The organism is Micromonospora sp. NBC_00821 (assembly GCF_036347035.1).
Lineage (GTDB): Bacteria > Actinomycetota > Actinomycetes > Mycobacteriales > Micromonosporaceae > Micromonospora > Micromonospora hortensis.
This window is the reverse complement of the sequence record NZ_CP108880.1, coordinates 1,265,640-1,289,643: the sequence shown is the minus strand read 5'-3', so window position 1 is coordinate 1,289,643 and position 24,004 is coordinate 1,265,640. Positions and strand designations below refer to the sequence as shown.

Below are 24,004 nucleotides of genomic sequence, written 5' to 3'. Positions count from 1 at the left end.
CGCCGATCCGGCACGAGTCGTCGAATCAGGCCTCTACCTGGAGATCGATGACGCGCTCCGCCCGCGCGCCGTCACGCACCGTCGCCGGCGAGCTGCCGCCGCTTGCGCCAACGGATACCCGCCTCGATGAAGCTGTCCAACTCGCCGTCGAAGACCGCGCTCGGATTGCCGGTCTCCTGCTCGGTTCGGAGATCCTTCACCATCTGATACGGGTGCAGGACGTAGGAGCGCATCTGGTCGCCCCACGAGCCGGCCGCATTCTCCTTGAGACCCTCGAGCTTGGCCTGCTCCTCCTGGCGCTTGCGCTCCAGCAGTCGGGCCTGGAGCACCCGCAGCGCGGAGGCCTTGTTCTGCAACTGGGACTTCTCGTTCTGGCAGGTCACCACGATGCCGGTCGGGACGTGCGTCAGGCGCACGGCCGAGTCGGTGGTGTTGACGCTCTGCCCACCCGGCCCGGAGGAGCGGTAGACATCGACCCGAACCTCGTTCTCGGGGATGTCGATGTGGTCGGTCTGCTCGGTGACCGGCAGAACCTCGACGCCCGCGAAGCTGGTCTGCCGACGACCCTGGTTGTCGAACGGGCTGATCCGGACCAGCCGGTGCGTGCCCGACTCGACGCTGAGCGTGCCGTACGCGTACGGCACCTTGACCGCGAAGGTGGCCGACTTCAGGCCCGCCTCCTCGGCGTACGAGGTCTCGTAGACCTCGGTCGGGTAGCCGTGCCGCTCCGCCCAGCGCAGGTACATCCGCAGCAGCATCTCGGCGAAGTCCGCGGCGTCCACGCCACCCGCGCCGGCCCGGATGGCGACCAGCGCCTCCCGGGAGTCGTACTCGCCGGAGAGCAGGGTGCGGACCTCCATCTCCTGGATGGCCTTGGTCAGCCCGGTGATCTCCGACTCGACCTCGGTCAGCACACCCGGGTCGGCCTCGGCCTCGGCCAGCTCCAACAGGACCTGGGCGTCGTCGAGGCCGGAACGCAGGCTGCCCAGCTTGCTGATCTCGCCGTTGACGTACGACAGCTGCGAGGTCACCTGCTGGGCCTTGGCCTGGTCGTCCCACAGGTCGGGGGCGGAGGCCTCCTGCTCCAGGCGGGCCTTGTCCTCGTGGAGCCGGTCGAGGTTGAGGACGGCCTCGATGTTTCGCAGGGTCGCGTCGAGTTCCTTGAGCTGTTCGGCGTAATCGGCAGCGGTCACGACAAGCAAGCGTACTGTGCCGGGAGCGGAGCAGCTCGTTCCCTATGCGCGAACCCGCTGACCGTCACCCGACGGGGGCGGACTTCAACCACGACAGGGCCGCCCGGTGGTAGGCGACGGCGAACTCCAGCGCGCTGGCGTCGTACGTCTCGCCGTCCCGTTTGGCGTTCTTCACCTGCTCCCGGACCTGGGCGAGGGCCTCGGTGTGGTATTCGTTGGCCGAGGCGTACAGGCCCTTCAGCTGGCTGGCGGAGTGCAGGTTGCCGAAAGCCATCCGGAGCGCTATCGGATTGCGGATGGTGTCCCGCCCCGGGTTCTCCGCGAGCCAGCGGGAAAACGTTCGTTTTCCGCTGGCGGTGAGTGCGTAGGGCTGGCTCATCCGCGGGCCCGGCTTGCCGAGCCGCACGTAACCCCGCTCAGCCAGCACCGGCAACTCGCGGTACACCTGACTGCGGGTCATCGACCAGTACGGCGCCAGACGGCGCTCAGCGGCGGCCATCAACTGACCGCCTGTCATCGGGCCCTCGTGGAGGAGGCCGAGCAGGGCCGCCGCCGTAGGGTTGACTCCGGAATCCGCCATGGCCACTACGCTGCCACTTTGCGCACCCGGCGTCCAGGATTTGCCGGTTTGCCACCCGACAGGACTTCCTAAGTGCACTGTCGGCGGCAGACTGTCCGTTGAGGACTATCGATGGATTGCCACATTCCGGGCGTCCGCCGGCGGCGCCCACGCGCCGCCGGCGGGTCGTCGCCGGTCAGCCCATGTGAGGGTACGTGTGGTCGGTCGGCGGCACGAAGGTCTCCTTGATCGTCCGCGGGGAGATCCAGCGGACGAGGTTCAGCCAGGAGCCGGCCTTGTCGTTGGTGCCGCTGGCGCGGGCGCCACCGAAGGGCTGCTGCCCGACCACAGCGCCGGTCGGCTTGTCGTTGATGTAGAAGTTGCCGGCCGCGTACCGCATGCGCTCGCCGACCGACTCGACGACCCGGCGGTCGGTGGCGAACACCGAACCGGTCAGCGCGTACGGGGCGATCGACTCCGCCTGCGCGACGACCTCGTCGAACCGGGCGTCGTCGAACACGTGCACGCCCAGGATCGGCCCGAAGTACTCGGTGGTGAAGGTCTCGTGGGCGGCGTCGCCGCACTCGAAGAGCGTCGGTCGCACGAAGTAGCCGACCGAGTCGTCGGCGGTGCCACCGGCCAGCACCCGGCAGCTGTCGTCGCCGGCGATCAGCTCCAGCGCGGCGGTGTGCCGGGCGAACGCCTTGTCGTCGATCACCGCGCCGCCGAAGTTGCCGAAGTCGGCCACGTCACCGTAGGTCAGCGAGTCGGCGGTGGCGGCCAGCCGGTCCCGAAGCCCACCCTCCCAGATCGAGCGCGGCACGTACGCCCGCGAGGCCGCCGAGCACTTCTGGCCCTGGTACTCGTACGCGCCACGGATCAGCGCGGTGTGCAGCGCGTCCACGTCGGCGCTGGTGTGCGCGACGACGAAGTCCTTGCCGCCGGTCTCGCCGACCAGGCGCGGATAGCCCCGGTAACGCGAGATGTTGTCGCCCACGGTCCGCCACAACTGCTGGAAGACCTTCGTCGAACCGGTGAAGTGGATGCCGGCCAGATCCGGGTCGGCGAGCACGACGTCCGAGACCTCCTCGCCCCGGCCGGTGACCATGTTGATCACGCCGGGCGGCAGGCCGGCGGCCTCGAACAGCCGCATGGTGAAGTGCGCGGCGAACTGCTGGGTCGGGCCCGGCTTCCAGACCACCGTGTTGCCCAGCAGGGCCGGCGCCGACGGCAGGTTGCCGGCGATGGCGGTGAAGTTGAACGGGGTGACCGCGTAGACGAAGCCCTCCAGCGGGCGGTGGTCGAAGCGGTTCCAGACGCCGGGCGAGGACGCCGGCTGCTCCTCGAGCAGGCGACGCGCGAAGTGCACGTTGAACCGCAGGAAGTCGATGAACTCGCACGCCGCGTCGATCTCCGCCTGGATCGCGGTCTTCGACTGACCGAGCATGGTGGCGGCGTTGAGCGTGTCCCGCCAGGGACCCGCGAGCAACTCGGCGGCGCGCAGGAAGATCGCGGCGCGCTCCTCGAAGGGCAGCGCCCGCCACATCGGCGCGGCGTCCTTGGCCGCCTTGGTCGCGGCACGCGCGTCGTCGTGGGTGGCGTGCGCGGTCACCCCCAGCACGTGGGCGTGCTTGTGCGGCTGCACCACGTTGATCGGGTCACCGCCGGCCATCCGCTGCTCACCGCCGATGGTCATCGGCAGGTCGATGCGCTCGGCGGCGAGCTCGGTCAGCCGCCGCTGGAGCCGGTCCCGGTCGGGGCTGCCCGGCTCGTAGTTGCGAACCGGCTCGTTGCGCGGCTCGGGAACGGAGAACACGGCATCCATCAAGGCTCCTGGCGATCTCGACAGCAGTGGCGAAACCGGACCCGCGGGCACCGACCGGATGGCCGGACACCGGACGCCGCACGGGAGGCCGAGCAGCGGCGGGACCTCCCCTGATTCTCCCACGACGGGCCACGCGACCCACTTCCGCCACCGCCCTGCGCCAAGGACCGCCCCACCCCTCCTCTCCTTACCGACCGGTCTCGATCCGTCCCGCTGTCCCGGGGCGACAGGCAGCCCAGCGGGCCCGCGTACCCTGAATGGTCGGTGACCTGCCGCCTCGAAGGGGAGACGATGACCAAGCAGCCCGGCCGCGTCCCGGCCGCTGAGTCGGACGAGCCGGCTGTCGACCCGGCCAGCGCCGGCAGTCGGCCGCTGCCCGCCCCCGGCGCCGCAGTGCTCGCGCTGCTGGCGCTCGGTTGGCTTGCCGCCATGCTCTGGTCCACCCGGGAGGCAATCACCTCGGCGGCGGCCGGGGTCACCGCGATCAGCCTCTCCGCGTTCGCCCTGCCCGGCGTGATCTCGGCCGCGCTGGTGGCCGGGGCGGCCGTCGCGCTGGCCGCTGGCAACCTGCTGGCCCGCCGGTACGGCGACTGGGCCACTCTGCGCTTCGCCGGGGCGATCGGCGGCGGAATGCTGGTCGGGCTCGCTGCCGCGGTGGCTATCAACCTCACCTACTTCGACACGTCCACCACCAACGTGATCGCCGGCACCACGGCAGCCGCGGCGATCATCGGGGGCGCGCTGGCCGGCGCGCGGACCGCACCGGCGGTCGGTGCTGTGGTCACCGCCGCGCTGGGCACGCTGATCTTCGTTGTCGCGTTCAGCCGCGCCCGGGATCCGCTGTTCGACCTCTTCGGCTCCGGCGACAGCCAGGAATCGTTGATCAACGCGGCCAAGTGGGTGTCCCGTACCGAATCGCTCGTCGCCGGGCTGCTCGCCGGGCTATTGACCTTCGGCTACCTGACCTGGGCACGGCGTCGAGCCGTTCGCCGCGATCCCGAGGCACCGGCGCTGCGCTGGCCGGCGTACCTGCTCGCCGGCGCCGGGCCAGGGCTCCTCCTGCTGCTCGCCGAAGTGATCATCAGAGTCGGCGGCCGGTCGCTGCTCGACCTCGCCAGCGCGCTCAGTGAGGCGGACGCGGTGGCGCAGACCTCGCTGGGCACCTCGCGGGTGGACAACGGCATCTGGGTGCTGTTCGTGGGGGCGCTGACCGCGCTCATCGCGTTCGGCCGCACACTCAGCCCGGCCCACGGTGACGACGACGAACCGGCGCAGGTGCCGAACCCGGTCGCGGACCAGGTAGACCCGGCGGACGACAAGCCGGGCTACGCCAAGGCGTTCGACGCCGACCCGGCCGAGACGTTCGACGGCGACGCGGCCAAGGCGTTCGACGCCGACGCGGCCGAGACGCCCGACGCGGACCCGGCAAAGGCGGACCCGGCACGCTGAGGCCTCACCGGGACCGGTGCTCGCCTCCGGCTGCCGCCTGGGGGCGCCCGGCTCAGTCGGTCGCGCTCAGCACCTGGTCCAGCTCCGTCACGTCGTACCACTCCAGCTCGTGGTCCTCGGCGCCGTCGACTGTGAACTGGGCGTCCGGGTCACCAGCCGCCGCCTCGGCCACCACGTCGGCCGCCGCGCCGACTTCCTCGGCCGCGTCCGTGCCGTCCACGTGAATGGCCGCGACAGCGCCCACCGGCACGGAGTCGGTCAACGTCACAGTGCTGGAGCCCAGCTCACCGTCGCCGCGCCCGATCGCTGCCGACGGCAGGTCGACCGAGATGACGACGCGACGGCGGGGAGCTGTCGGATCGGCCCGGAGCAGGTGCAGGGCGTCCTGGGCAGCCCGGGTGAAGGCGACGTACTCCAACTCCTCCTCGTCACCCTCGGCGTACCACTCGCGCAGCGCCGGGGTCACTGCGTGCGCCTGGTCGGCGGACAGCCCCTCCGCACGCAGCCGGGCCAGCATCGGTACGGTCGCCGGCACGTACACCCGGACAAGGTCGTCGGTCACCGGTCGTCTCCCCGCGTCGTCCTCCACCGGCGGCCGCCGGCACGGGCGCAGATCATGCCGCACGCCGTGACCGTCATACACCCCGCCTCCGGCCGGAGGAAGTTCCCTGCCGGTGTGTCCCGCGCGGTTGGTCCGCCACCGACCCGGTCCGGTGCTGGGCGGCGAGGGCTGTCGGTGGCAAACTGAGCCAAACGACATCAACCCCGGGAGTTTCTGTGGAGCCGAGGTTCCTGCTGCTCTCCGACGTGGCCGCCGAGCTCAACGTGTCGGACTCGCAGGTCTACCACATGGTGCGCAGCGGCGAACTGCCGGCGATCAAGATCGGCGGGCGCGGCCAGTGGCGCGTCGAGCGCGCCCGGCTGGAGGAGTACATAGCGCGCAAATACGACGAGACGGCAGATTGGGTGCAGAGCAACCCGCTCATCGACCGCGACCCCGAGTAGCAGATGCCCGGCCCGCTCTCCCGGCCTGGCCTGCGCCACTCAGCCAGCCCCGCCCGATCTGGTCCGCCCACCCCGCCTGCCTGACCAGGCCCATCGGTCCTCGCGGGGCATGATCCACTCGGCTTTACGGAAGTCGGGGTGTTGGGGTCGCTGGGACCGCGCGACATCAAGGAACCCGAGTGGATCAAGCGCCTTGTCGGGCGGAGGCCACCACAAGGCCATTGACCGAGGCCGTTCCGTCGCTCAGAATCGAGCTTGTCGGAGGCAAACGAAGGTAAACGCAAGATCAAGGGGGCCATGATGAGCGGAGCGCGACCCGGTCCCTCCCGACCACCCGTTCGGCTGCGCCCCGTCCCGCCCTTCGACCCGCCGTACGTCGACGAGACCGACGGGTCGTACTGGCCGGCGCCGACCGACGGTCAACTCGCCCTCGACCTGTTCGCCTCCACCCGGCCCAGCCCGGTCCGGCCGCCGGAGCGGCGAGCAGCACTGCGCCCGGTGCCCAGCCGGTCCACCACCACCCATCCGGTCGCGTCGTTGCCGCCGTCGACCGCTCCGGAAACCACCCGGGCCGCGCACCGCTTCGTCGGCACCTGCCTGGAGGTGGTCAACGGCTACCGCTCGCCGGCCCAGGTGCGGGCACTGCTCGACCCGGCCCGGGCGGGCGACCTGCTGACCGAACTCGCCCGCGCATCCGGCCGGGCCGGGGCATCCCGCCGCCGTAGCGGCCGACCACTGGTCCGGCTGCAACGCCTACGCGTCTGTGAGCCCCGGGAGGCCACGGTGGAGGCGGCAGCCGTCCTCACCGGTGCGGGCGGCCGAAGTTGGGCGATGGCCCTGCGCCTCGAACATCGCCGGGGCCGCTGGCTCTGCGTTGCCCTGCACGTGCTCTGACCCCACCGGCCCGGTCGCCGGCGAGGCTGAGAAGACACCGACGGGCCCCGGCCTGGTCGGCCGGGACCCGTCGGTCAGACGCTGTCGGTTCAGTTGCCGCCGTTGGGAGCGCCGTGGCAGCGCTTGTACTTGCGGCCCGAGCCACACGGGCACGGCGCGTTGCGGGACGGGCCGTTGCTCGCCTCCGCCTGGTTCGGTGCCGGCCGACGGGCGGCGGCCGACGGAACTGCCGGGCCACGCAGCCCGGATGCCGGCCGCTGCGGAGCGGACGGCGCACTCTGCCCCGGTGCCGCAGGAGCACCCGGAGCCGGTCGGCCCACACCGAGCGCCGGAGCCTGCTGCTCGGCCTGCTCCACGGCGACCGCACCCGGGCTGGCCTCACCGTCGATGGTGGGGGCGGAGTATTGCAGACCCTGCCGCCGCGGGGCCTGGTTGAGGCCCTTGGCCCGGATCTCCACCGGCTTGTCGAGCAGGGTGACCTCGTCGGCCCCCTCCTCCGGCTCCGGTTCGGTCACCTGGACGTCGACGTTGTAGAGGAAACCGACGGTCTCCTCCTTGATGCCGTCCATCATGGTGGCGAACATGTCGAAGCCCTCGCGCTGGTATTCCACCACCGGGTCGCGCTGGGCGTACGCCCGGAGGTTGATGCCCTCCTGGAGGTAGTCCATCTCGTAGAGGTGCTCGCGCCACTTGCGGTCGATGACCTGGAGCAGCACCATCCGCTCGAGCTGGCGCACCCCCTCGGTGCCGAGCTGCTCCTCACGCCTGTCGTACGCGGCGTTGGCGTCGTCCTTGAGGCGGGCGACCAGGAAGTCGGCGTCCATGCCGGCCCGGGAGCCACCGGCTTCCTCTTCCAGCTCCTCGATCGTCACGCCGACCGGGTAGAGCTGCTTGAGGCTGGACCAGAGCTGCTCGAGGTCCCAGTCTTCGCCGTAGCCGTCGGAGGTGGCGCCCCGCACGTACGCCTCGACGGTGTCGTCGATCATGTTGCGAACCTGGTCGGAGAGGTCTTCCCCGTTGAGCACCCGGAGCCGCTCGGCGTAGACGACCTGGCGCTGCTTGTTGAGCACCTCGTCGTACTTGAGCACGTTCTTGCGGATCTCGGCGTTCTGGCCCTCGATCTGGGCCTGGGCGCTCTTGATCTGCCGGGTGACCATCTTCGACTCGATGGGCACGTCCTCCGGGATGTTGAAGCGCTCCATCACCGCCTCGACCGCTCCGGCCCGGAAGCGCCGCATCAGCTCGTCCTGAAGGGACAGGTAGAAGCGGGACTCGCCCGGGTCGCCCTGCCGGCCGGCGCGACCACGCAACTGGTTGTCGATCCGCCGGGACTCGTGCCGCTCGGTGCCCAGCACGTAGAGGCCGCCAGCGGCCGAGACCTCTTCCGCCTCGGCGTCGCAGGCCTGCTTCCAGGTGGGAAGGACCTCCTCCATCGCCTTGGCGTACTCTTCCTCGTTCTCCAGCGGGTCGAGGCCGCGCTGGCGCAGCTCGTTCGCGGCGAGGAACTCGGCGTTGCCACCGAGCAGGATGTCGGTGCCGCGGCCGGCCATGTTGGTCGCCACGGTGACCGCGCCCTTACGCCCGGCCTGGGCGACGATCTCGGCCTCCCGCGCGTGGAACTTGGCGTTCAGCACGTTGTGCGGGATGCCACGGCGGCGCAGCAACTGGGAGAGGATCTCGGAGTTTTCCACCGAGACGGTGCCTACCAGCACCGGCTGACCCATCTGGTGCCGCTCGGCGATGTCCTCGATGACGGCGTTGAACTTGGCCTTCTCCGTCTTGTAGATGACGTCGGGCCGGTCCTCGCGAACCATCGGGCGGTGGGTCGGGATGGTCACGACGCCGACCTTGTAGACCTTGTTGAACTCGCTCGCCTCGGTCTGCGCCGTACCGGTCATCCCGGACAGCTTCTCGTAGAGGCGGAAGTAGTTTTGGAGGGTGATGGTGGCCAGGGTCTGGTTCTCCTGCTTGATCTCCACCCCCTCCTTGGCCTCGATCGCCTGGTGCATGCCCTCGTTGTAGCGGCGGCCGTGCAGGATGCGACCGGTGAACTCGTCGACGATCAGGACCTCACCGTCGCTGACGATGTAGTCCTTGTCGCGCTTGTAGAGCTCCTTGGCCTTGATGGCGTTGTTGAGGTAGCCGACCAGGGGGGTGTTCACCGACTCGTACAGGTTGTCGATGCCGAGCCGGTCCTCGACCTTGGCGACACCCCGCTCGGTCACCGCGATGGTGCGCTTGGAGTGGTCGACCTCGTAGTCGCCCTCGCCGTCGGTGCCGGCCTGGAGCCGGGCCACCACACCGGCGAACTCGCCGTACCAGCGGGCGGAGTGCTCGGCCGGGCCGGAGATGATCAGTGGGGTGCGGGCCTCGTCGATCAGGATGGAGTCGACCTCGTCGACCACCGCGAAGTTGTGCCCGCGCTGCACCAGCTCTTCCTTCGACCACGCCATGTTGTCGCGCAGGTAGTCGAAGCCGAACTCGTTGTTGGTGCCGTAGGTGATGTCGCACTCGTAGGCGGCCTTGTGCTCACTGGCCGGCCGGTTGGGCAGCACCACGCCGACGGTCAGCCCGAGGAACTCGTGCACCCGGCCCATCCACGCCGCGTCACGCTGGGCGAGGTAGTCGTTGACCGTGATCACGTGGACGCCCTTGCCGGAGAGCGCGTTGAGGTAGACGGCCATGACCGAGGTCAGCGTCTTACCCTCACCGGTCTTCATCTCGGCGATGTTGCCGAAGTGCAGCGCCGCGCCGCCCATCACCTGGACGTCGTACGGGCGCTGGCCGAGCACCCTGGCGGCCGCCTCGCGGGCCACCGCGAACGCCTCCGGCAGCAGGTCGTCGAGGGTTTCACCCTCGTCGAGCCGCTCCCGGAACTGTTCGGTCATGCCGGCCAGTTCCTCGTCGGTGAGGTTGACGTAGTCGTCCTCGATCGAGCTGACGGCGGCGGCGATGGCCTTGAGCCGTCGCACCATGCGGCCCTCGCCCGCGTTAAGGACCTTTTCCAGAATCGACACGGATCAACGCTCCCCTAGACAGTCTCGAACCATCGTAGGCGCTCCATCGGCCCGATGGTCACTGGTGGCGGTGCTCGACCCCGCCGAACCCGACAAAACTCGCGTCCTGCGCACGCTCCAAACGTTATCCGGTTACGCCGTCGGCGAACGCTACGGCAGGATGCACGAGTGGAGCCCGTGGAGATCATCGAGGACGGCGTGCTGCTGCGGCCCTGGCGGGAGACCGACGCCGAGACAGTGCACCGAGCCTGCCAGGACCCGGACATTCAGCGTTGGACCAACGTACCGCGCCCGTACCGGCCGGAACACGCCCACGGATTTGTCACCGAGATGAGCCCGAAGGCCTGGGCCGAGGGCACCGGAGCGCCGTTCGCGGTCTGCGACCCGAGCACCGGGGAGCTGCTGGGTTCCAGCGGGCTCAACTCGATCGACAAGGACGGCACCGGTGAGATCGGCTACTGGACGGCACCCTGGGCTCGTGGTCGGGGCGTGATGGTCCGGGCCACCCGGGCGGTGGCCCGCTGGTCCTTCGACACACTCGGGCTTCGCCGGCTCCTCTGGCAGGCCGAGGTGGGCAACCACGCCTCCCGGCTGGTGGCCCTCCGGGCCGGTTTCCGGATCGACGGCAGGTTGCGGCTGGCCAACCCGGCGCTGCCGGGCAGCCCGGACGGCTGGATCGGCTCACTGCTGCCCGGCGAGGTACCGGACGCCGGGTCGACCGGTCCGGCCGGACCGGGCACCCTCGCCGCCCGTCGCGCCGCCGTCTTCGGCCGCCCGCAGCCCGTTCTGTTCGCCGAGACCGGGACCGGCGAGCTGCGGCTGCGGCCCATGGAGGAGAAGGACCTGGACGCCGTGGTGCAGACCTGCCGGGACCCGGAGAGCATCCGCTGGACGACAGTGCCGGACCCGTACGAGCGCGCCGACGCGCAGGGCTATCAGACCTACGGCCGGGACGCCTGGGCTCGGGGGGACGCCGCCTGCTTCGTGATCGCCGACTCCGACGACCGGTACGCGGGCACGCTCGACCTGCGGCTCTCCCCCGCCGACCCGCTGGTGGCGGACGTCGGCTTCATGACCGCGCCGGCGGCCCGGGGCCGGGGCTACCTGTCCGCCGCGCTGGTCGCGGTCAGCGCCTGGGGCTTCAGCACGTTGGGCCTGGCGCGGATCGAGTGGAAGGCGAATGTGGGCAACACCGCCTCCCGTCGGGCGGCGGAGAAGGCGGGCTTCCTGATCGAGGGGATCGCCCGGGGCGGCGTGCCGCACCGGGGCGAGCGGGTGGACGTGTGGGTCGGTGCGCTTCTCGCGAAGGATCTGAGATGAGTCTGCGGCCGGTCGTCGAGGCGCACGGGGTGCGGCTGCGCCCGTTTCGCGCGGAGGACAGTGCCGACGTGGTCGACGGCTGCGCGGACGCGCTGACTCAACGGTTCGTGTCGAACCTGCCGACGCCGTACACCGATGCCGACGCCCGCTGGTGGATCGACGTCGGCGCCCCGGCGGCCTGGGCCGGCGGCGGCACGGCGTACGCCGTCGCGGACCCCGCCACCGACCGGCTGCTCGGCGCGGTGGGGTTGAACAACCCGATGCCCGCCCGGGGTCAGCTGGAGATCGGCTACTGGATGCGACCGGCGGCGCGCGGTCGCGGGCTGGCCACCGCGGCGACCCGCGCGCTGAGCGAGCACGCGTTCGCCGTCGGCGCGGCCCGACTGGAGCTGCTCACCGAACCGGAGAACGGTCCGAGCCAGCGGGTCGCGCTGGCCGCCGGCTTCCGCTACGAGGGTCTGCGCCGGTCGGCCGGCGCGTCCCGCGACGCGGGTCGGCACGACCTGCTGGCCTGGGTACGTGTCGCCGGTGATCCGCCCGGCCCGGCCGCCCGGCTGTTGCCCGACCTGCCCGGCGGGGTGCTCACCGACGAGGTGGTGGCGCTGCGCCCACTCGGGCCGGACGACGCGGCGCTGATGTACCGGCTGCACAGCCGACCCGAGGTGGTGGCGAACCAGGCGCCGCCGGTGCCGCCGACCCGCGAGGCGATCGAGCGGCGTTGTCGTCTCGCGCAGAGCGGCTGGCTGACCGGCGAGATCGCCCGACTGCTGATCACGGACGTGGCCAGCGGCGAGCCCGTGGGCAGTTGCGGCGTGTCGTACACCGACGCGGGCGCCGGCGAGGCGTCGGTCGGCTACGCGTTGCTGCCGGACTGGCGCGGCCGGGGGTACGCGACGCGGGCGGTCCGGTTGCTCGCGGGGTGGGCGTTCGGCTCGGCCGGTGTCGCCCGGCTGTCGGCCGGCACGGTGCCGGACAACACCGCGTCGCACCGGGTGCTGGAGCGGGTGGGTTTTCGGCGCGAGGCCCTTCAGCGCGGCCGGCTGCCCGGGCTGGCCGGCGCCCGCCTGGACGACCTGACCTTCGCGCTGCTACCCGCCGACCTCCGCTGACGGATCATGGAGTTGTGGTGGGCGTTTCCCCACCACAACTCCATGATCGACGCGGATCGGCTACCTGTCAGGTGGCGAGGGAGATGATGCCGTAGTCGTACGCGTGGCGCCGGTAGACGACGCTGGGGCGGCCGGACTCCTTGTCCTGGAACAGGTAGAAGTCGTGGCCTACCAGCTCCATCTCGAACAACGCGTCGTCGATGGTCATCGGCTCGGCCGGGTGCACCTTCTCCCGGGCGATGTGCCACGGCTGGTCGTCCTGCTCCTCTTCGACCCGCTCCGCGACCGCGGTGCCGGCGCGAGCGCCATCGTTCGGCGCGCTCAGCGCGCTGGGCACCAGGTCCGCGACCGGCAGGCCCGCTGTGGCCTCGGCGACGGAGATCGGCGCGTGCCGGCCCCGGTGTACGCGGCGGCGGTCGGCAGCGCGGCGCAGCCGGGTGTCGAGCTTCGCGATGGCCGCGTCGAGCGCGCTGTAGAAGTCGTTAGTGCAGGCTTCGGCCCGTATCACCGGGCCCCGGGAAACGCAGGTGATCTCCACCCGCTGGCAGTGGTCGGCTTGGCGCGGATTGCGCTCGTGAAACAGCTCGACATCAACGCGAATAAGTTTGTGGTCGTAGCGTTCGATCTTCGCGAGTTTCTCGGCTACGTGTACCCGGTAATGGTCCGGCACTTCGACGTTTCGGCCCTTGACCACGATGTCCACGTGACCTCCCTTGTTTCGGACGGTCTTCGATCCGGTTACCCGGCCGCGCGCCGTGGGGAGACCCGCTGGCGTCGACCGGTTGGTACGGCTACGCCTCCTCTCACCGCCGAGGGTGGTGGGAACGACCTCCTACCCCCGACAGCGAAACGCTAACTCCTGTTTGCCCGGCAGTCACCCCATGTTGCCGAGACGGCCCAGGATTTTTCGCAGCTCATACACCAACGGGTGAAACGGAAACACTATCGGTTACGACTGGTGTCTTTTCTCGGTCGCCGCGAGCACCGCCGCGACACTCGGTGCCCATCCCGTCGCGGTCAGCACCCGGCTCGCGGCGGCGAGGGTCACGCCGGTGGTGACGATGTCGTCGAGCAGCACCACGATCGGCGCCGCGCCCCCGGCGCCACCCCGGACCGGCCCCGTCGAGCGGGGCTGGAAGGCCGTCTCCGCCGCCGCCGCGCGCCCGGCGCTGTCCAGGGTCACCGAGTCGGGCCGGGGCGAGGCTCGCAGCGGACGGTGCACCCGCACCGCCCAACCGCTGCGGTTGAGTCGGGCCGCGCAGTGCCGGGCCAGCCGGTCGAGATGGTCCCCGTAGCGGGACCGGGCCGCCGCCGCGGTGTCCGGGACCGGAACCAACGCCAGCGGACGGGCCTCACCGACGGCCGCCGCGACGACCTCGGCGAGCAGCGCGCCGAGCGGGCGAGCAAGCCCGTGTCGGCCGTGTTCCTTGTACGCCAGCAGGGCCTCGCGCAGCGGACCCGCGTACGGGCCGAGGGCGACGCAGGGCGGCAGGCCCGGCGGGGCGGGGGTGGGGCGGACAGCCAGTGGCCGCAGTGCGCCCAGCGCCACGACACAGGCTGGGCAGACCCCCCGCCGCAGGCCGGGTCGGCGCTCCCGGCAACCGGCGCAGTCGGCGGGCAGCACCAGGTCGGCGAGGTCCGCCCAGAGCCCGCTCACCGTGTCAGTAGAGGAAGAACGGCGCCGACGGGTTGCTCGGCCGGACACCGGTCGGCACCGGGGCGATGTCGCGTACCCGGCCGGGCTCGATCCGTTCGAACGGGCTGCTGCGGTAGGCCACCCCGTTCGCCTCGTACATGTACGCCCCGCTGGGCGCTCGCACACCGCGGTTGGTCGGGTACGCGGTCAGGTGGTTGACCTTGGCGCCGAGGTCGGTCCGCAGCGGCGTCTCCAGGGCGCCGTCGACACTGATCTCGTAGATCGCCGGCTGGCCGACCGACCCCGCCACCACCAGCTGGTCCTCCCTGCCCCAGTCGACAGCCGTCGGGTTGGTCAGCGAGGTGACCAACTCTCGGGGCGGGCCGATGGAGGCCCCGCCGCCGTCGAGGTTGACAGCGGCGACGTAGAGACGGCCGCCGGCGATCAGCGCCACCCGCTGGCCGTCCAACGCGGCGGCCACAGCGGTGACCGCGGCGGAGGGCAGGTTGAGCGGTACCGGATACATCCGGGCCGCCTCGTCGAACCGGTAGAGCTGCCCGTCGGCCACCACCAGGCCGCGGCTGGGGCGGTTGTCGACAGTACGCAGCCAGACCGGTCGGCCGATCGAGGAGTATTCGGCGGCGCTGCGGCTGATCACGGAGACCGGGTCGGCGCCCGTGCCCACGGCGAGTCGGTACCGGTTCTTGCCGTCGGCGACCACCATCGCGGCGAGGATCCGGCGGTCCTTGGCCAGCCCGAGGCTGGCGGAGACGACGTTGCGGTTGGCCTCGGGTGTCAACGGCACAGTGCCGCTGGGCTCGCCTTCGAAGTCGAGTGGGTGGATCGCGCCGTCGTACACGCCGAACCGCTGCGGGCTGGCGGCATACGGATAGAGCTCCCGGGAGTCTCGTCGCTCGCCCAGGTCCACCACGGGCTGCGCGTTGTTGCGGATCTTCAACTCCAGCTGACCGGGGAGGTCGCCCAACGACCAGGCGATCTGCGTGATCAACTGGTCGATCCCGCTCTGGTCGTCACCGGACATGTCCAGGTTGACCTCCCACCGGCCGTTGCCGCCGGTGGCGTTGTTGATCAGCTCGGTGCGGTCCGGCAGCCCGACGACTCCCGGGCGCAACCAGTCGGAGGGGCCACCGACCAGCCACTTCACCACCTCGTTGACCTGCCGCTCGACCGGCACCGCCTGCGGCCGGTAGCGCTGGTCGGGCACCAGGCGGCTGCGGTCCGAACTCCAGAAGTAGATCGTCTCGTCCTGGTAATACTCCCGAAGGGCGGTGTCGCTGAGCAGCAGCACGTTGGGCGGGTTGATGATGTAGAGGCCGGCCCGGTCATCGTTGACGCCACCGTTGAAGGACGCGCTACGCAGGCCGAACTCGTACTCCGTCTCGGTCGCCACCGGTGGGGCCAGGGTACCGTTGGTCCGCAGCACCCCGATCTGCTGCACGGTGATCTTCACGGTCGTGGTCGAGTCGCTGTTGAGGGTGTAGACCGCCTCGCGCAGCCGGACCACGTTCAGCGCGACCTCGCTGCCCTTCTTGTCCTGTAGACGGGTCTTGTCCTCCGGTGCGATGAACGCCTTGACCCGCTCGTACGCCCGATCCGGCTCGCCGGCGGCGGCGGACAGGAAGTTGCGGACGAACGTCTCGTTGACGCTGCCGCTGGCCGTCCGCGTCGGTGGCTCACTGCCCCGACTGATCACACCGGCCTCGGTCGCGGCGCCGCCCTTGCCGTCCACCCGCACGTCGGATGCCGCCGGAATACCACAGCCGGCGCCCAGCAGCACCATCACGCCGAGGGTCCCGAGCAGAGTCGGCCGTCTCACGAGCGCACCTCCGTCCGCTGTCCGTCTCCGGCCGGAGCCGGGCCGATCGCCAGGGCCCCGCCGGTGCCGGGACCGATGGCCAGTGGTCCACCGTCGCGGGGGCCGCCGAACGGCAGGGCGGCGTCGGCAGGCACCAGCCGCAGCGGTGAGGTGGTCAGCCGATCGCCCGCACGGGCCGGCAGGGTGAGCCGGAACTGCGCGCCCTGCCCCGGAGCACCCCACGCCTCCAGCCAGCCGCCGTGCAGCCGTGCGTCCTCCAGGCTGATCGACAGGCCCAGGCCGGTGCCCCCGGTCTGCCGGGCCCGGGACGGGTCCGCCCGCCAGAACCGGTTGAACACCAGCTTCTCCTCGCCCACCTTCAGCCCCACACCGTGGTCGCGGACGGTGATCGCCACGGCCGTCTCGTCGATGCCGAGGGTGATCAGCACCGGGCGGGCCTCACCGTGCTCGACGGCGTTGCCGACCAGGTTGCGCAACACCCGCTCGACCCGGCGCGGGTCGACCTCGGCGATGACCGGCGTGCCCGGCAGGTCGAGTTCGATCGGTACGCCCACCCGTTCGGCCAGGCCGGCCAGCCGGTCGACCACCCGGTGCACCACCGGCACCAGGTCGGTCGGCTCGGAATCCAGCATGGCGAAGCCCGCGTCGAACCGGCTGATCTCCAGCAGGTCGGTGAGCAGCTCCTCGAATCGGTCCAACTCGGCCTGGAGAAGCTCGGCGCTACGGGCGACCGCCGGGTCGAACTCGTCACGCTCGGCGAAGATCAGGTCGGCGGCCATCCGGACCGTGGTCAGCGGGGTACGCAGCTCGTGGGAGACGTCCGAGGTGAAGCGGCGCTGCAACCGGGACATCTCTTCCAGGCGCAGAATCTGCCGTTGCAGGTTGGTGGCCATCTGGTTGAACGACGCGGCGAGCAGGGCCAGGTCGTCCTCGCCGTTGACCACCATCCGCTGGTCGAGCAGGCCCGCGGAGAGCCGCTGGGCGGTTCGTGCCGCGACCCGGACCGGGTTGACCACCAGCCGGGTGACCAGCGCCGCGAGCAACCCGAGCAGGATCACCAGCGCGACACCGGTGGCCACCACAGTCGCGCGGGCGTCGGCGGCGGTGACGTCCTGCCGGCCCAGCGGGACCAGATAGTAGAGCTCGATCTGGCCGAAGCGGGTGGGCACCGGCGAGCCGTAGACCAGGTATTTGGTGGTCTCTCCGGTGAGTCGCCCGGTGCGGATCTGACTGGCCACCTTGCCGTCGGCTATCGCGGCCCGCAGCTCGGGGCTGATCAGCGACTGCACGTTCGCCGAGGGGGAGGTGCGCGTCTGGATGTCGTTGGGATAGTCGTCGGCGGTGATCGCCACGACCACCCCGCTGGTCTGCTGGGGGTCGCCGCCGGCCAGGTAGTTGACAGTGCCGTCGATGGTCTCCTGGAGCTGGGCCTCCTGCGGCTGCCCGTAGAAGGAGACCTGCTTGGCCGCGTAGCTGGCACCGCTGGTCACCCGCTGCCGGACGTCGCTGCGAGCGCTGTCGAGCAGGATGGTGGTGATCTTGTCGGCGATCAGGAACGCGAACCCGCCGACCAGCAGGCTGGACGCGACCAGCGTGATGGTCACGACCCGGACCTGGAGCGAGCGGCGCCAGGTCTGGTGTGCCCGACCCACAGCACGAGCGACCCGACCGCTCACCGCACGCCAGAGCTCCCCGCCGGCGCTGGGCCGGCGGGCAGCCGTATTCGGGGAGGGTGGGGGCGGCGAGGTCGACACAGTGCGACCAGGCTATCCGGTCCCTGCCTTGTAGCCCACGCCCCGCACGGTGAGGATGATTTCCGGTCGCTCCGGGTCCGGCTCGATCTTGGCCCGCAACCGCTGGACGTGCACGTTGACCAGACGGGTGTCGGCCGCGTGCCGGTAGCCCCAGACCTGTTCGAGCAGCACCTCGCGGGTGAAGACCTGACGTGGCTTGCGGGCGAGCGCGACCAGCAGGTCGAACTCCAGCGGCGTCAGCTTCACCTCCTCGTCGTTGCGGCTCACCGTGTGCGCGGGCACGTCGATGGTGATCTGGTTGTCCGGTGGCCCGATGGTGAGCATCTCCGGGGCCACGTCCTCGCCTCGGCGCAGTCGGGCCCGCATCCGGGCCACCAGTTCCTTGGGCTTGAACGGCTTGACCACGTAGTCGTCGGCGCCGGACTCCAGGCCGAGCACGACGTCCACGGTGTCGCTCTTGGCGGTCAGCATGACGATGGGCACGCCGGACTCCGCCCGGATCGACCGGGCCACGTCGATACCACTCATACCGGGAAGCATCAGGTCAAGCAGCACGATATCGGGACGACTGTCGCGAAAGGCGGCCAACGCCCGCTCGCCGTCCGCCACGAAAGAGGGCAGGAAACCCTCACTGCGCAGCACGATGCCGAGCATCTCGGCGAGCGCGGGGTCATCGTCGACCACCAGTACGCGGGCTCTCATGGGATTAATATTGCATCCTCATTCAGTTCGGTGGGACCGGCGTCCGCCGGTAACGCTTCGCGCCGCCGTCACCACGGTGATCGCGGTCCGCGGCGGCGGCGCCACGGCTGCGGTGCCTGGCGCACGAACAGGCCGCCGCCAGGCTGCCACCATGATCCCCCTTCGGCGCCGCCTGGCGCCACCGCAGGCCGGGCCGATCCGGTTGTCGCCATCCGGACGACAATCAGCCGAACAGCCCACGCCCCCAGTGATCCCCGCCGTCGCGTACCCCGGGAGGACAGGCGAACACCCCGCTGGAGACGTGCCGCAGGTACTCGTTCATCACGTCGTGCCGCGCCAACTGGGTCTGGATCGGTACGAACTGGCGGCGTGGGTCGCGCTGGTAGGCGATGAAGAAGAGGCCCGCGTCGAGCCGGCCCAGGCCGTCCGAGCCGTCGACGAAGTTGTAACCCCGACGCAGCAACTGGGCGCCGCCGTTCCGACTCGGATGGGCCAGCGTGACATGGGCGTGCTCAGCGATCACCGGCTTGCCGTCCGCGCCACGGGCGGCGAAGTCGGGCTCGTCGAACTCGTCGCCGCGACCCAGCGGCGCGCCGCTGCCCTTCGTTCGGCCGACGATCTCCTCCTGCTCGGCGAGGGAGGTCCGGTCCCAGGTCTCCACGAGCATCCGGATCTTGCGGGTCACCAGGTACGAGCCTCCGGCCATCCAGTCCGGCCCGTCGCCCGGCTGCACCCACAACTGGTCGCGTAGCAGCTCGGTGTCCTCGGCCTTGAGGTTGGCAGTGCCGTCCTTGAACCCGAAGAGGTTGCGCGCGGTGGCCTGCTCCCGCGAGGTCGACGAGGTGCGGCCGAAGCCCAACTGCGACCAGCGGACGCTCACCACGCCCATACCGAGCCGGGCCAGGTTGCGGATCGCGTGCACCGCTACCTGCGGGTCGTTGGCGCAGGCCTGGACGCACAGATCGCCGCCGGAGAGCTGCGGCTGCAACGCGTCGCCGGGAAACCTGGGCAGCTCGGCGAGGGCGGCGGGCCGACGGTCGGCGATGCCGAACCGGTCCCGCCCGTCGGCGTCGCGGAACAGCGTCGGCCCGAAGCCGATGGTGAGGGTGAGCTGCGAGGGAGGCAGGCCGAGTGCCTCGCCGGTGTCGTCCGGTGGGGCCTCCGGCATTCCGCCGACCGCACCGAGCACCCCGGCATCGCGCCCCGCGGTCATCCGGGCGGCGGCGGCCGACCACTCCTCCAGCAGTTCGACGAGTCGGGCCCGGTCCTTGGTGATCACGTCGAAGGCCACGAAGTGCAGCCGGTCCTGCGCCGGGGTGACGATGCCGGCCTGGTGCTCACCGTGGAACGGCACAGCCCCGGCCGGGTGGTCGTTCGCCGCGGCCGGGCCGTGGGAGCCGTTCAGCAGCGCCCCCGCGCCGGCCGCCACTCCGGCGACCCCCGCCACCCCGGCGGCGGCCAGGGTGATCGCCCGGCGCCGGGTGAACCTGCTCCCGCTCATCGACTCGACTCTTTCTGCCAGGTGGTCACTTCGCGACGGCCGCGGCGACCTTGCTGATCGGCTCGGCGAGCGCGTTGATCCCGTCGGAGAGCTCCTTGAGCTCGGCCTTGCTCAGCGCGGTGTGCAGCTTCCACCCGTCGCCGTCGCGGTGTTTGCCGAGCAGCCCCTCGACGTTCGTGAACTCGGTGTCCAGCTGGGTGACCAGCTCCGGCGAGCGCTGCTGCAACGCGGGCCGCAGGGCGGACACGGCGGCTTTGGAACCTTCGAGGTTGGCGGCGAAGTCCCACAGGTCGGTGTGCGAGTAGCGGTCCTCCTCGCCGGTGATCTTGCCGCTGGCCACCTCGTCGAGCAGTTCCTTGGCACCGTTGGCGAGCTGGAGCGGGGAGAGCTTCTCGGCGTTCGCCTTGGCCACGATCTCCTTGACGTCGACCAGCAGGCGGTCGGCGATCGGGCCGTCCTTGCTGATGTCGCCGGACTGCCAGAGGTCCTTCTCGATCCGGTGGAAGCCGGTGAACTCCATCCCCTCCTCGATGACCTCCTCGCGACCGTCGATCTTGGGGTCGAGGTCGCCGAAGATCTCGGCAACCGGCTCGATCCGCTCCCAGTAGGTGCGGGCGACCGGGTAGAGCGCCTTGGACTTCGCCACATCGCCGGCCTTGACCGCCCCGACGAACTCCTCGGTTTTGTCCAACAGAGCGGTGGTCTGGCTCTTGACGTAGCGCTGGTAGTTGTCGGTGGCGTCACCCAGCGCGGCGTCGGCGGTGAGCGGCTGCGCCGACCCGCTCACCTTGAGCGCGCCCCGGATGCCCTTGCCACTCATCCCTGGCTTGCAGGCAGTCTGGTACGTGCCGGCCGGCAACTCCACGTGCAGCTCGCGGCTCAGGCCGGGGGCGATGTTCTCCACCTCGCCCATCACCCGGTCGCCGTCGGCGTACACGTAGAACTCGGTCACCTTCGCGCCCGAGTTGGTGATCTTGAAGGTGGCGGTGCCGGCGCCCAGGTCGGTCGAGCCGACCTCACAGGCGGTGTCGCTGGCCTTGACCACGATCGGTCCGCCGGACGCGGCCGAGTCACCCTTGTCGGAGTCGGAGCAGGCGGCCAGACCGGCCGTCGCCAGCACGCCGGCGGCGGCCAGCGCGAAGAACTGGGTGGTACGCATCTGGGCTGTCTCTCCTCGTGGGTCAGGCACGCTGCGGCGTAGACGCCGCCTCGGCCTCGGCCTCGGCGCCGGTGTCGGCCCCGCGCTCGGTGACGGTGGTGGTGGTCGCGGTGGGTGCCGGCTTGCGCCGGGCCGGTCGCAGGAAGAGCAGGAGCACCGGCACGGCGTACGCGACCCAGGCGATCGTCTCCAGCACGGTGGGCGCGGGAGTCACGTTGAACATGCCGGCGAGCAGGGCCGCGTACCAGGTGCTCGGGTCGAGCGCGCCGGTGATGTCGAAGGCCAGGTCGTTCAGGCCGGGCAGGACGCCGGCCTCCTGGAAGTCGTGCACGCCGTACTTGAGGATGCCGGCGGCGACCAGGATCAGCAGCGCGCCGGTCCAGGTGAAGAACTTGCTGAGGTTGATCCGCAGGGCGCTGGCGTAGAGCAGCACACCGAGGACCACGGCGGTGACGATTCCACCGATCAACGCGAGCAGCGGGCCGCTGTCGCCGGCCGCGCCCTGTGCGGCCGAGTAGAAGATCAGCGCGGTTTCCAGGCCCTCGCGGATCACCGCGAGGAAGGCCATGCCGGCGACGGCGAGGGACCCGACGGCCAGCGCCTCGGTGAGCTTGCCCCGCAGTTCGCCGGCGATGGTCCGGGCGGCCCGACGCATCCAGAAGATCATCCAGGTCACGAAGACCACGGCGGCGACCGAGGTGATCGCCTCGAACAACTCACGGTCCTCGGATCGGGACAGCAGCGAGGTCGACGTGTACTCGATCAGCCAGCCGAAGAGCACCGATAGCGCCACGGCCAGGCCGACGCCCGCCCAGACCTGCGGCAGCCGGTCCCGGCGCTGCGACTTCACCAGGAAGGCGACCAGGATGCTGACCACCAGGGTGGCTTCCAGCCCTTCCCGCAGACCGATCAGGTACGTGGCGAACATCCGGGCTCCGAGTAGGTTAGGCACGCCTTGGCTGACTTAGGGCAGGCATACCTTCCTCCCTGCTCAGGACCCTCGTCAAGTCGTTCACGACAAGCTCACTGAGCCCATGACGAGGACCGACGACCGCCCGGCAGCCGGTCAGCCGCCGGTCGGCTGTGGGAGGATCCCCGCCGTGAGGGGATTCCTGCCGTGGTTGGCGGTGCTGGCCGTGGTGCTGCTGCTCAGCGCGCTACGTCTGCGGGCGCTGGCCACCGTCGTGTCGGTCGGCTGGCTGATCTGGTGCGTCTGGACCTGGTTCCGCCCCACCCGCCGCAGATAACCGCCCCCACCCCACCCCACCCCACCCCACCCGCGATCTTGCATTTCCTGCTGCGGCATATCGCGCCAAAAGCCGCAAAACTCCAACCGAAACTGCAAGATCGCGAAAGCTGTGGGGCCCAGCCGGCGGCGGAGACGACGAACCGGGCCGGCTGCGAACAGCCGACCCGGTCCGGAAACGTCGATCAGTAGCGGTAGTGATCCGGCTTGAACGGACCCTCCGTGGAGACGCCGAGGTAGGCGGCCTGCTCCTTGGTCAGCGTGCTCAGCTTGGCGCCGAGCGCGCCGAGGTGCAGCCGGGCCACCTTCTCGTCCAGGTGCTTGGGCAGCACGTAGACGCCGATCGGGTACTCCTCGGTCTTGGTGAAGAGCTCGATCTGGGCGATCGTCTGGTTGGCGAACGAGTTCGACATGACGAAGCTCGGGTGCCCGGTCGCGTTGCCCAGGTTCAGCAGGCGGCCCTCGGAGAGCACGATGATGGCGTGCCCGTCGGCGAAGCGCCACAGGTCGACCTGCGGCTTGATGTTGATCCGCTCGACGTCGGACCGCTTGGCCAGCCCGGCCATGTCGATCTCGTTGTCGAAGTGGCCGATGTTGCCGACGATGGCCTGGTGCTTCATCCGGGCCATGTGCTCGTTGGTGATGACGTCGAAGCAGCCGGTGGCGGTGATGAAGATGTCGGCCTGCTCGACAATGTCGTCCAGGGTGGCGACCTGGTAGCCGTCCATCGCGGCCTGCAACGCGCAGATCGGGTCGACCTCGGTCACCACGACCCGGGCGCCCTGGCCGCGCAGCGACTCGGCGCAGCCCTTGCCCACGTCGCCGTAGCCCATGACGACCGCCATCTTGCCGCCGATCAGCACGTCGGTGGCGCGGTTGATGCCGTCGATGAGCGAGTGCCGGCAGCCGTACTTGTTGTCGAACTTGCTCTTGGTCACCGAGTCGTTGACGTTGATGGCCGGGAAGAGCAGGGTGCCAGCCCGGTGCATCTCGTAGAGCCGGTGCACACCGGTGGTGGTCTCCTCGGTCACGCCCTTGATGCCGGCGGAGATCCGGGTCCAGCGCTGGCCGTCCTCGCCGAGCGAGCGGTGCAGCAGCTCGAGGATGACCGCGTACTCCTCGGAGTCGGCGGACTCGACGGGCGGGACCGCCCCGGCCCGCTCGAACTCGGCGCCCTTGTGTACGAGCAGGGTGGCGTCGCCGCCGTCGTCAAGGATCATGTTGGGGCCCTGCCCGTCCGGCCAGGCGAGCACCTGCTCGGTGCACCACCAGTACTCCGGCAGGGTCTCGCCCTTCCAGGCGTACACCGGAACCCCGGCCGGAGCCTCGGGGGTGCCGTCCGGGCCGACGACGATCGCCGCGGCGGCGTGGTCCTGGGTGGAGAAGATGTTGCAGGACGCCCAGCGCACCTGCGCGCCGAGCGCGACCAACGTCTCGATCAGGACGGCGGTCTGGATGGTCATGTGCAGGGAGCCGGTGATCCGCGCGCCGGCGAGCGGCTGCGCCTCGGCGAACTCGCGACGAATCGCCATCAGGCCTGGCATCTCGTGCTCGGCGAGCTGGATCTCCTTACGCCCGAACTCGGCGAGCGACAGATCCGCCACCTTGAAGTCGCCGTCGGCGAGCGTGCTCGGCCGGGCCTCGGACGGCGTGCCGCTGGCGGACGCCGGGAGGGTGCTGGTCATGAAAGCTCCTGTCGAACGATGTCTGCGCCGACCCTCCACCTTACGCGCGTCGGCGACGGGCATCAGGCACGGTCCGCGGACAGCGCACGGGGCGGTCGGTGATGGACGGACTT

The 24,004-nt window shown here is 70.6% G+C and carries 20 protein-coding genes; 6 read left to right on the top strand and 14 right to left on the bottom strand.

The annotated features are described in order from the left end of the window. Window positions 1-71 precede the first annotated feature (71 nt). The 3 genes from prfB to pruA all read right to left on the bottom strand — a co-directional run bounded on the left by prfB (window position 72) and on the right by pruA (window position 3,577). On the bottom strand, window positions 72-1,193 hold the full coding sequence (gene prfB / locus OHB44_RS06000) for a peptide chain release factor 2 (protein WP_238683519.1): 1,122 nt from the start codon (window positions 1,191-1,193) through the stop codon (window positions 72-74). 64 nt (window positions 1,194-1,257) lie between these two features. Beyond that, entirely contained in the window at window positions 1,258-1,773 is a 516-nt protein-coding gene (locus OHB44_RS05995) for a PadR family transcriptional regulator (RefSeq protein WP_238666587.1), read from the bottom strand. 175 nt (window positions 1,774-1,948) lie between these two features. Beyond that, window positions 1,949-3,577 carry an L-glutamate gamma-semialdehyde dehydrogenase gene (gene pruA / locus OHB44_RS05990; RefSeq protein ID WP_238683520.1) on the bottom strand — a complete coding sequence of 543 codons (1,629 nt, stop codon included), beginning with the start codon at window positions 3,575-3,577 and terminating at the stop codon, window positions 1,949-1,951. 291 nt (window positions 3,578-3,868) lie between these two features. Between pruA and OHB44_RS05985 the strand changes: the two genes are divergently transcribed. Further along, window positions 3,869-5,026 carry a hypothetical protein gene (locus OHB44_RS05985; protein WP_330439851.1) on the top strand — a complete coding sequence of 386 codons (1,158 nt, stop codon included), beginning with the start codon at window positions 3,869-3,871 and terminating at the stop codon, window positions 5,024-5,026. Window positions 5,027-5,078: 52 nt separating this feature from the next. Here the strand turns inward: OHB44_RS05985 and OHB44_RS05980 are convergent, their stop codons facing one another. Further along, window positions 5,079-5,588, bottom strand: coding sequence for a DUF6912 family protein (locus OHB44_RS05980; protein ID WP_330439850.1), 510 nt, complete (start codon window positions 5,586-5,588; stop codon window positions 5,079-5,081). Window positions 5,589-5,803: 215 nt separating this feature from the next. Here OHB44_RS05980 and OHB44_RS05975 point away from each other — a divergent pair, with 215 nt between their 5' ends. Together OHB44_RS05975 and OHB44_RS05970 are read left to right on the top strand one after the other, a co-directional pair. Beyond that, complete coding sequence (locus tag OHB44_RS05975) at window positions 5,804-6,031, top strand: helix-turn-helix domain-containing protein (protein ID WP_112582381.1); 228 nt, start codon at window positions 5,804-5,806, stop codon at window positions 6,029-6,031. Window positions 6,032-6,328: 297 nt separating this feature from the next. After that, window positions 6,329-6,925 (top strand): Rv3235 family protein, encoded by a 597-nt coding sequence (locus OHB44_RS05970; protein ID WP_238683523.1) that lies wholly within the window; start codon window positions 6,329-6,331, stop codon window positions 6,923-6,925. 89 nt (window positions 6,926-7,014) lie between these two features. On the opposite strand, the gene secA is transcribed toward OHB44_RS05970, so the two are convergent. Beyond that, on the bottom strand, window positions 7,015-9,942 hold the full coding sequence (secA, locus tag OHB44_RS05965) for a preprotein translocase subunit SecA (RefSeq protein WP_238683524.1): 2,928 nt from the start codon (window positions 9,940-9,942) through the stop codon (window positions 7,015-7,017). 168 nt (window positions 9,943-10,110) lie between these two features. On the opposite strand from secA, the gene OHB44_RS05960 reads away from it, so the two are divergent. Both OHB44_RS05960 and OHB44_RS05955 read left to right on the top strand, forming a co-directional pair. Further along, window positions 10,111-11,262 (top strand): GNAT family N-acetyltransferase, encoded by a 1,152-nt coding sequence (locus OHB44_RS05960; RefSeq protein WP_330439846.1) that lies wholly within the window; start codon window positions 10,111-10,113, stop codon window positions 11,260-11,262. Beyond that, entirely contained in the window at window positions 11,259-12,371 is a 1,113-nt protein-coding gene (locus OHB44_RS05955; protein ID WP_238683526.1) for a GNAT family N-acetyltransferase, read from the top strand. The genes OHB44_RS05960 and OHB44_RS05955 overlap by 4 nt, the downstream gene beginning before the upstream one ends. 67 nt (window positions 12,372-12,438) lie before the next feature. Here the strand turns inward: OHB44_RS05955 and hpf are convergent, their stop codons facing one another. From hpf to efeU, 8 genes are all read right to left on the bottom strand, one after another. Further along, window positions 12,439-13,074 carry a ribosome hibernation-promoting factor, HPF/YfiA family gene (gene hpf / locus OHB44_RS05950; protein ID WP_238683527.1) on the bottom strand — a complete coding sequence of 212 codons (636 nt, stop codon included), beginning with the start codon at window positions 13,072-13,074 and terminating at the stop codon, window positions 12,439-12,441. Between the two features lie 246 nt (window positions 13,075-13,320). Then, entirely contained in the window at window positions 13,321-13,995 is a 675-nt protein-coding gene (locus tag OHB44_RS05945; protein WP_330441188.1) for a ComF family protein, read from the bottom strand. Between the two features lie 37 nt (window positions 13,996-14,032). Beyond that, a complete protein-coding gene (locus tag OHB44_RS05940) occupies window positions 14,033-15,808 on the bottom strand; it encodes an LpqB family beta-propeller domain-containing protein (protein ID WP_274530774.1) in 1,776 nt (591 codons plus the stop codon). Between the two features lie 32 nt (window positions 15,809-15,840). Then, on the bottom strand, window positions 15,841-17,598 hold the full coding sequence (gene mtrB / locus OHB44_RS05935; protein WP_238683529.1) for an MtrAB system histidine kinase MtrB: 1,758 nt from the start codon (window positions 17,596-17,598) through the stop codon (window positions 15,841-15,843). 12 nt (window positions 17,599-17,610) lie between these two features. Continuing rightward, window positions 17,611-18,300 (bottom strand): MtrAB system response regulator MtrA, encoded by a 690-nt coding sequence (gene mtrA, locus OHB44_RS05930; protein WP_030331519.1) that lies wholly within the window; start codon window positions 18,298-18,300, stop codon window positions 17,611-17,613. Window positions 18,301-18,523: 223 nt separating this feature from the next. Continuing rightward, window positions 18,524-19,801 carry an iron uptake transporter deferrochelatase/peroxidase subunit gene (efeB, locus tag OHB44_RS05925; RefSeq protein ID WP_330439843.1) on the bottom strand — a complete coding sequence of 426 codons (1,278 nt, stop codon included), beginning with the start codon at window positions 19,799-19,801 and terminating at the stop codon, window positions 18,524-18,526. 25 nt (window positions 19,802-19,826) lie between these two features. Further along, the gene (gene efeO / locus OHB44_RS05920) at window positions 19,827-20,960 is read right to left on the bottom strand and encodes an iron uptake system protein EfeO (RefSeq protein WP_238683531.1); all 1,134 of its coding nucleotides are present in this window, start codon (window positions 20,958-20,960) and stop codon (window positions 19,827-19,829) included. 22 nt (window positions 20,961-20,982) lie between these two features. Further along, entirely contained in the window at window positions 20,983-21,888 is a 906-nt protein-coding gene (gene efeU / locus OHB44_RS05915; RefSeq protein WP_330439841.1) for an iron uptake transporter permease EfeU, read from the bottom strand. A 172-nt stretch (window positions 21,889-22,060) separates the two neighbouring features. On the opposite strand from efeU, the gene OHB44_RS05910 reads away from it, so the two are divergent. Continuing rightward, window positions 22,061-22,207, top strand: a complete 147-nt coding sequence (locus tag OHB44_RS05910) for a hypothetical protein (protein WP_238683533.1) — start codon at window positions 22,061-22,063, stop codon at window positions 22,205-22,207. Between the two features lie 184 nt (window positions 22,208-22,391). On the opposite strand, the gene ahcY is transcribed toward OHB44_RS05910, so the two are convergent. Next, window positions 22,392-23,891, bottom strand: coding sequence for an adenosylhomocysteinase (ahcY, locus tag OHB44_RS05905; protein ID WP_238683534.1), 1,500 nt, complete (start codon window positions 23,889-23,891; stop codon window positions 22,392-22,394). Window positions 23,892-24,004 lie beyond the last annotated feature (113 nt).

What these genes read in the sequence shown, in the direction of transcription:
- OHB44_RS05995 (WP_238666587.1), bottom strand. Translation starts at nt 1,773, where the DNA reads ATGGCGGATTCCGGAGTCAACCCTACGGCGGCGGCCCTGCTCGGCCTC.
- pruA (WP_238683520.1), bottom strand. Translation starts at nt 3,577, where the DNA reads ATGGATGCCGTGTTCTCCGTTCCCGAGCCGCGCAACGAGCCGGTTCGC.
- OHB44_RS05985 (WP_330439851.1), top strand. Translation starts at nt 3,869, where the DNA reads ATGACCAAGCAGCCCGGCCGCGTCCCGGCCGCTGAGTCGGACGAGCCG.
- OHB44_RS05970 (WP_238683523.1), top strand. Translation starts at nt 6,329, where the DNA reads ATGATGAGCGGAGCGCGACCCGGTCCCTCCCGACCACCCGTTCGGCTG.
- OHB44_RS05955 (WP_238683526.1), top strand. Translation starts at nt 11,259, where the DNA reads ATGAGTCTGCGGCCGGTCGTCGAGGCGCACGGGGTGCGGCTGCGCCCG.
- OHB44_RS05940 (WP_274530774.1), bottom strand. Translation starts at nt 15,808, where the DNA reads ATGGTGCTGCTGGGCGCCGGCTGTGGTATTCCGGCGGCATCCGACGTG.
- mtrA (WP_030331519.1), bottom strand. Translation starts at nt 18,300, where the DNA reads ATGAGAGCCCGCGTACTGGTGGTCGACGATGACCCCGCGCTCGCCGAG.
- efeB (WP_330439843.1), bottom strand. Translation starts at nt 19,801, where the DNA reads ATGAGCGGGAGCAGGTTCACCCGGCGCCGGGCGATCACCCTGGCCGCC.
- efeO (WP_238683531.1), bottom strand. Translation starts at nt 20,960, where the DNA reads ATGCGTACCACCCAGTTCTTCGCGCTGGCCGCCGCCGGCGTGCTGGCG.
- efeU (WP_330439841.1), bottom strand. Translation starts at nt 21,888, where the DNA reads ATGTTCGCCACGTACCTGATCGGTCTGCGGGAAGGGCTGGAAGCCACC.
- ahcY (WP_238683534.1), bottom strand. Translation starts at nt 23,891, where the DNA reads ATGACCAGCACCCTCCCGGCGTCCGCCAGCGGCACGCCGTCCGAGGCC.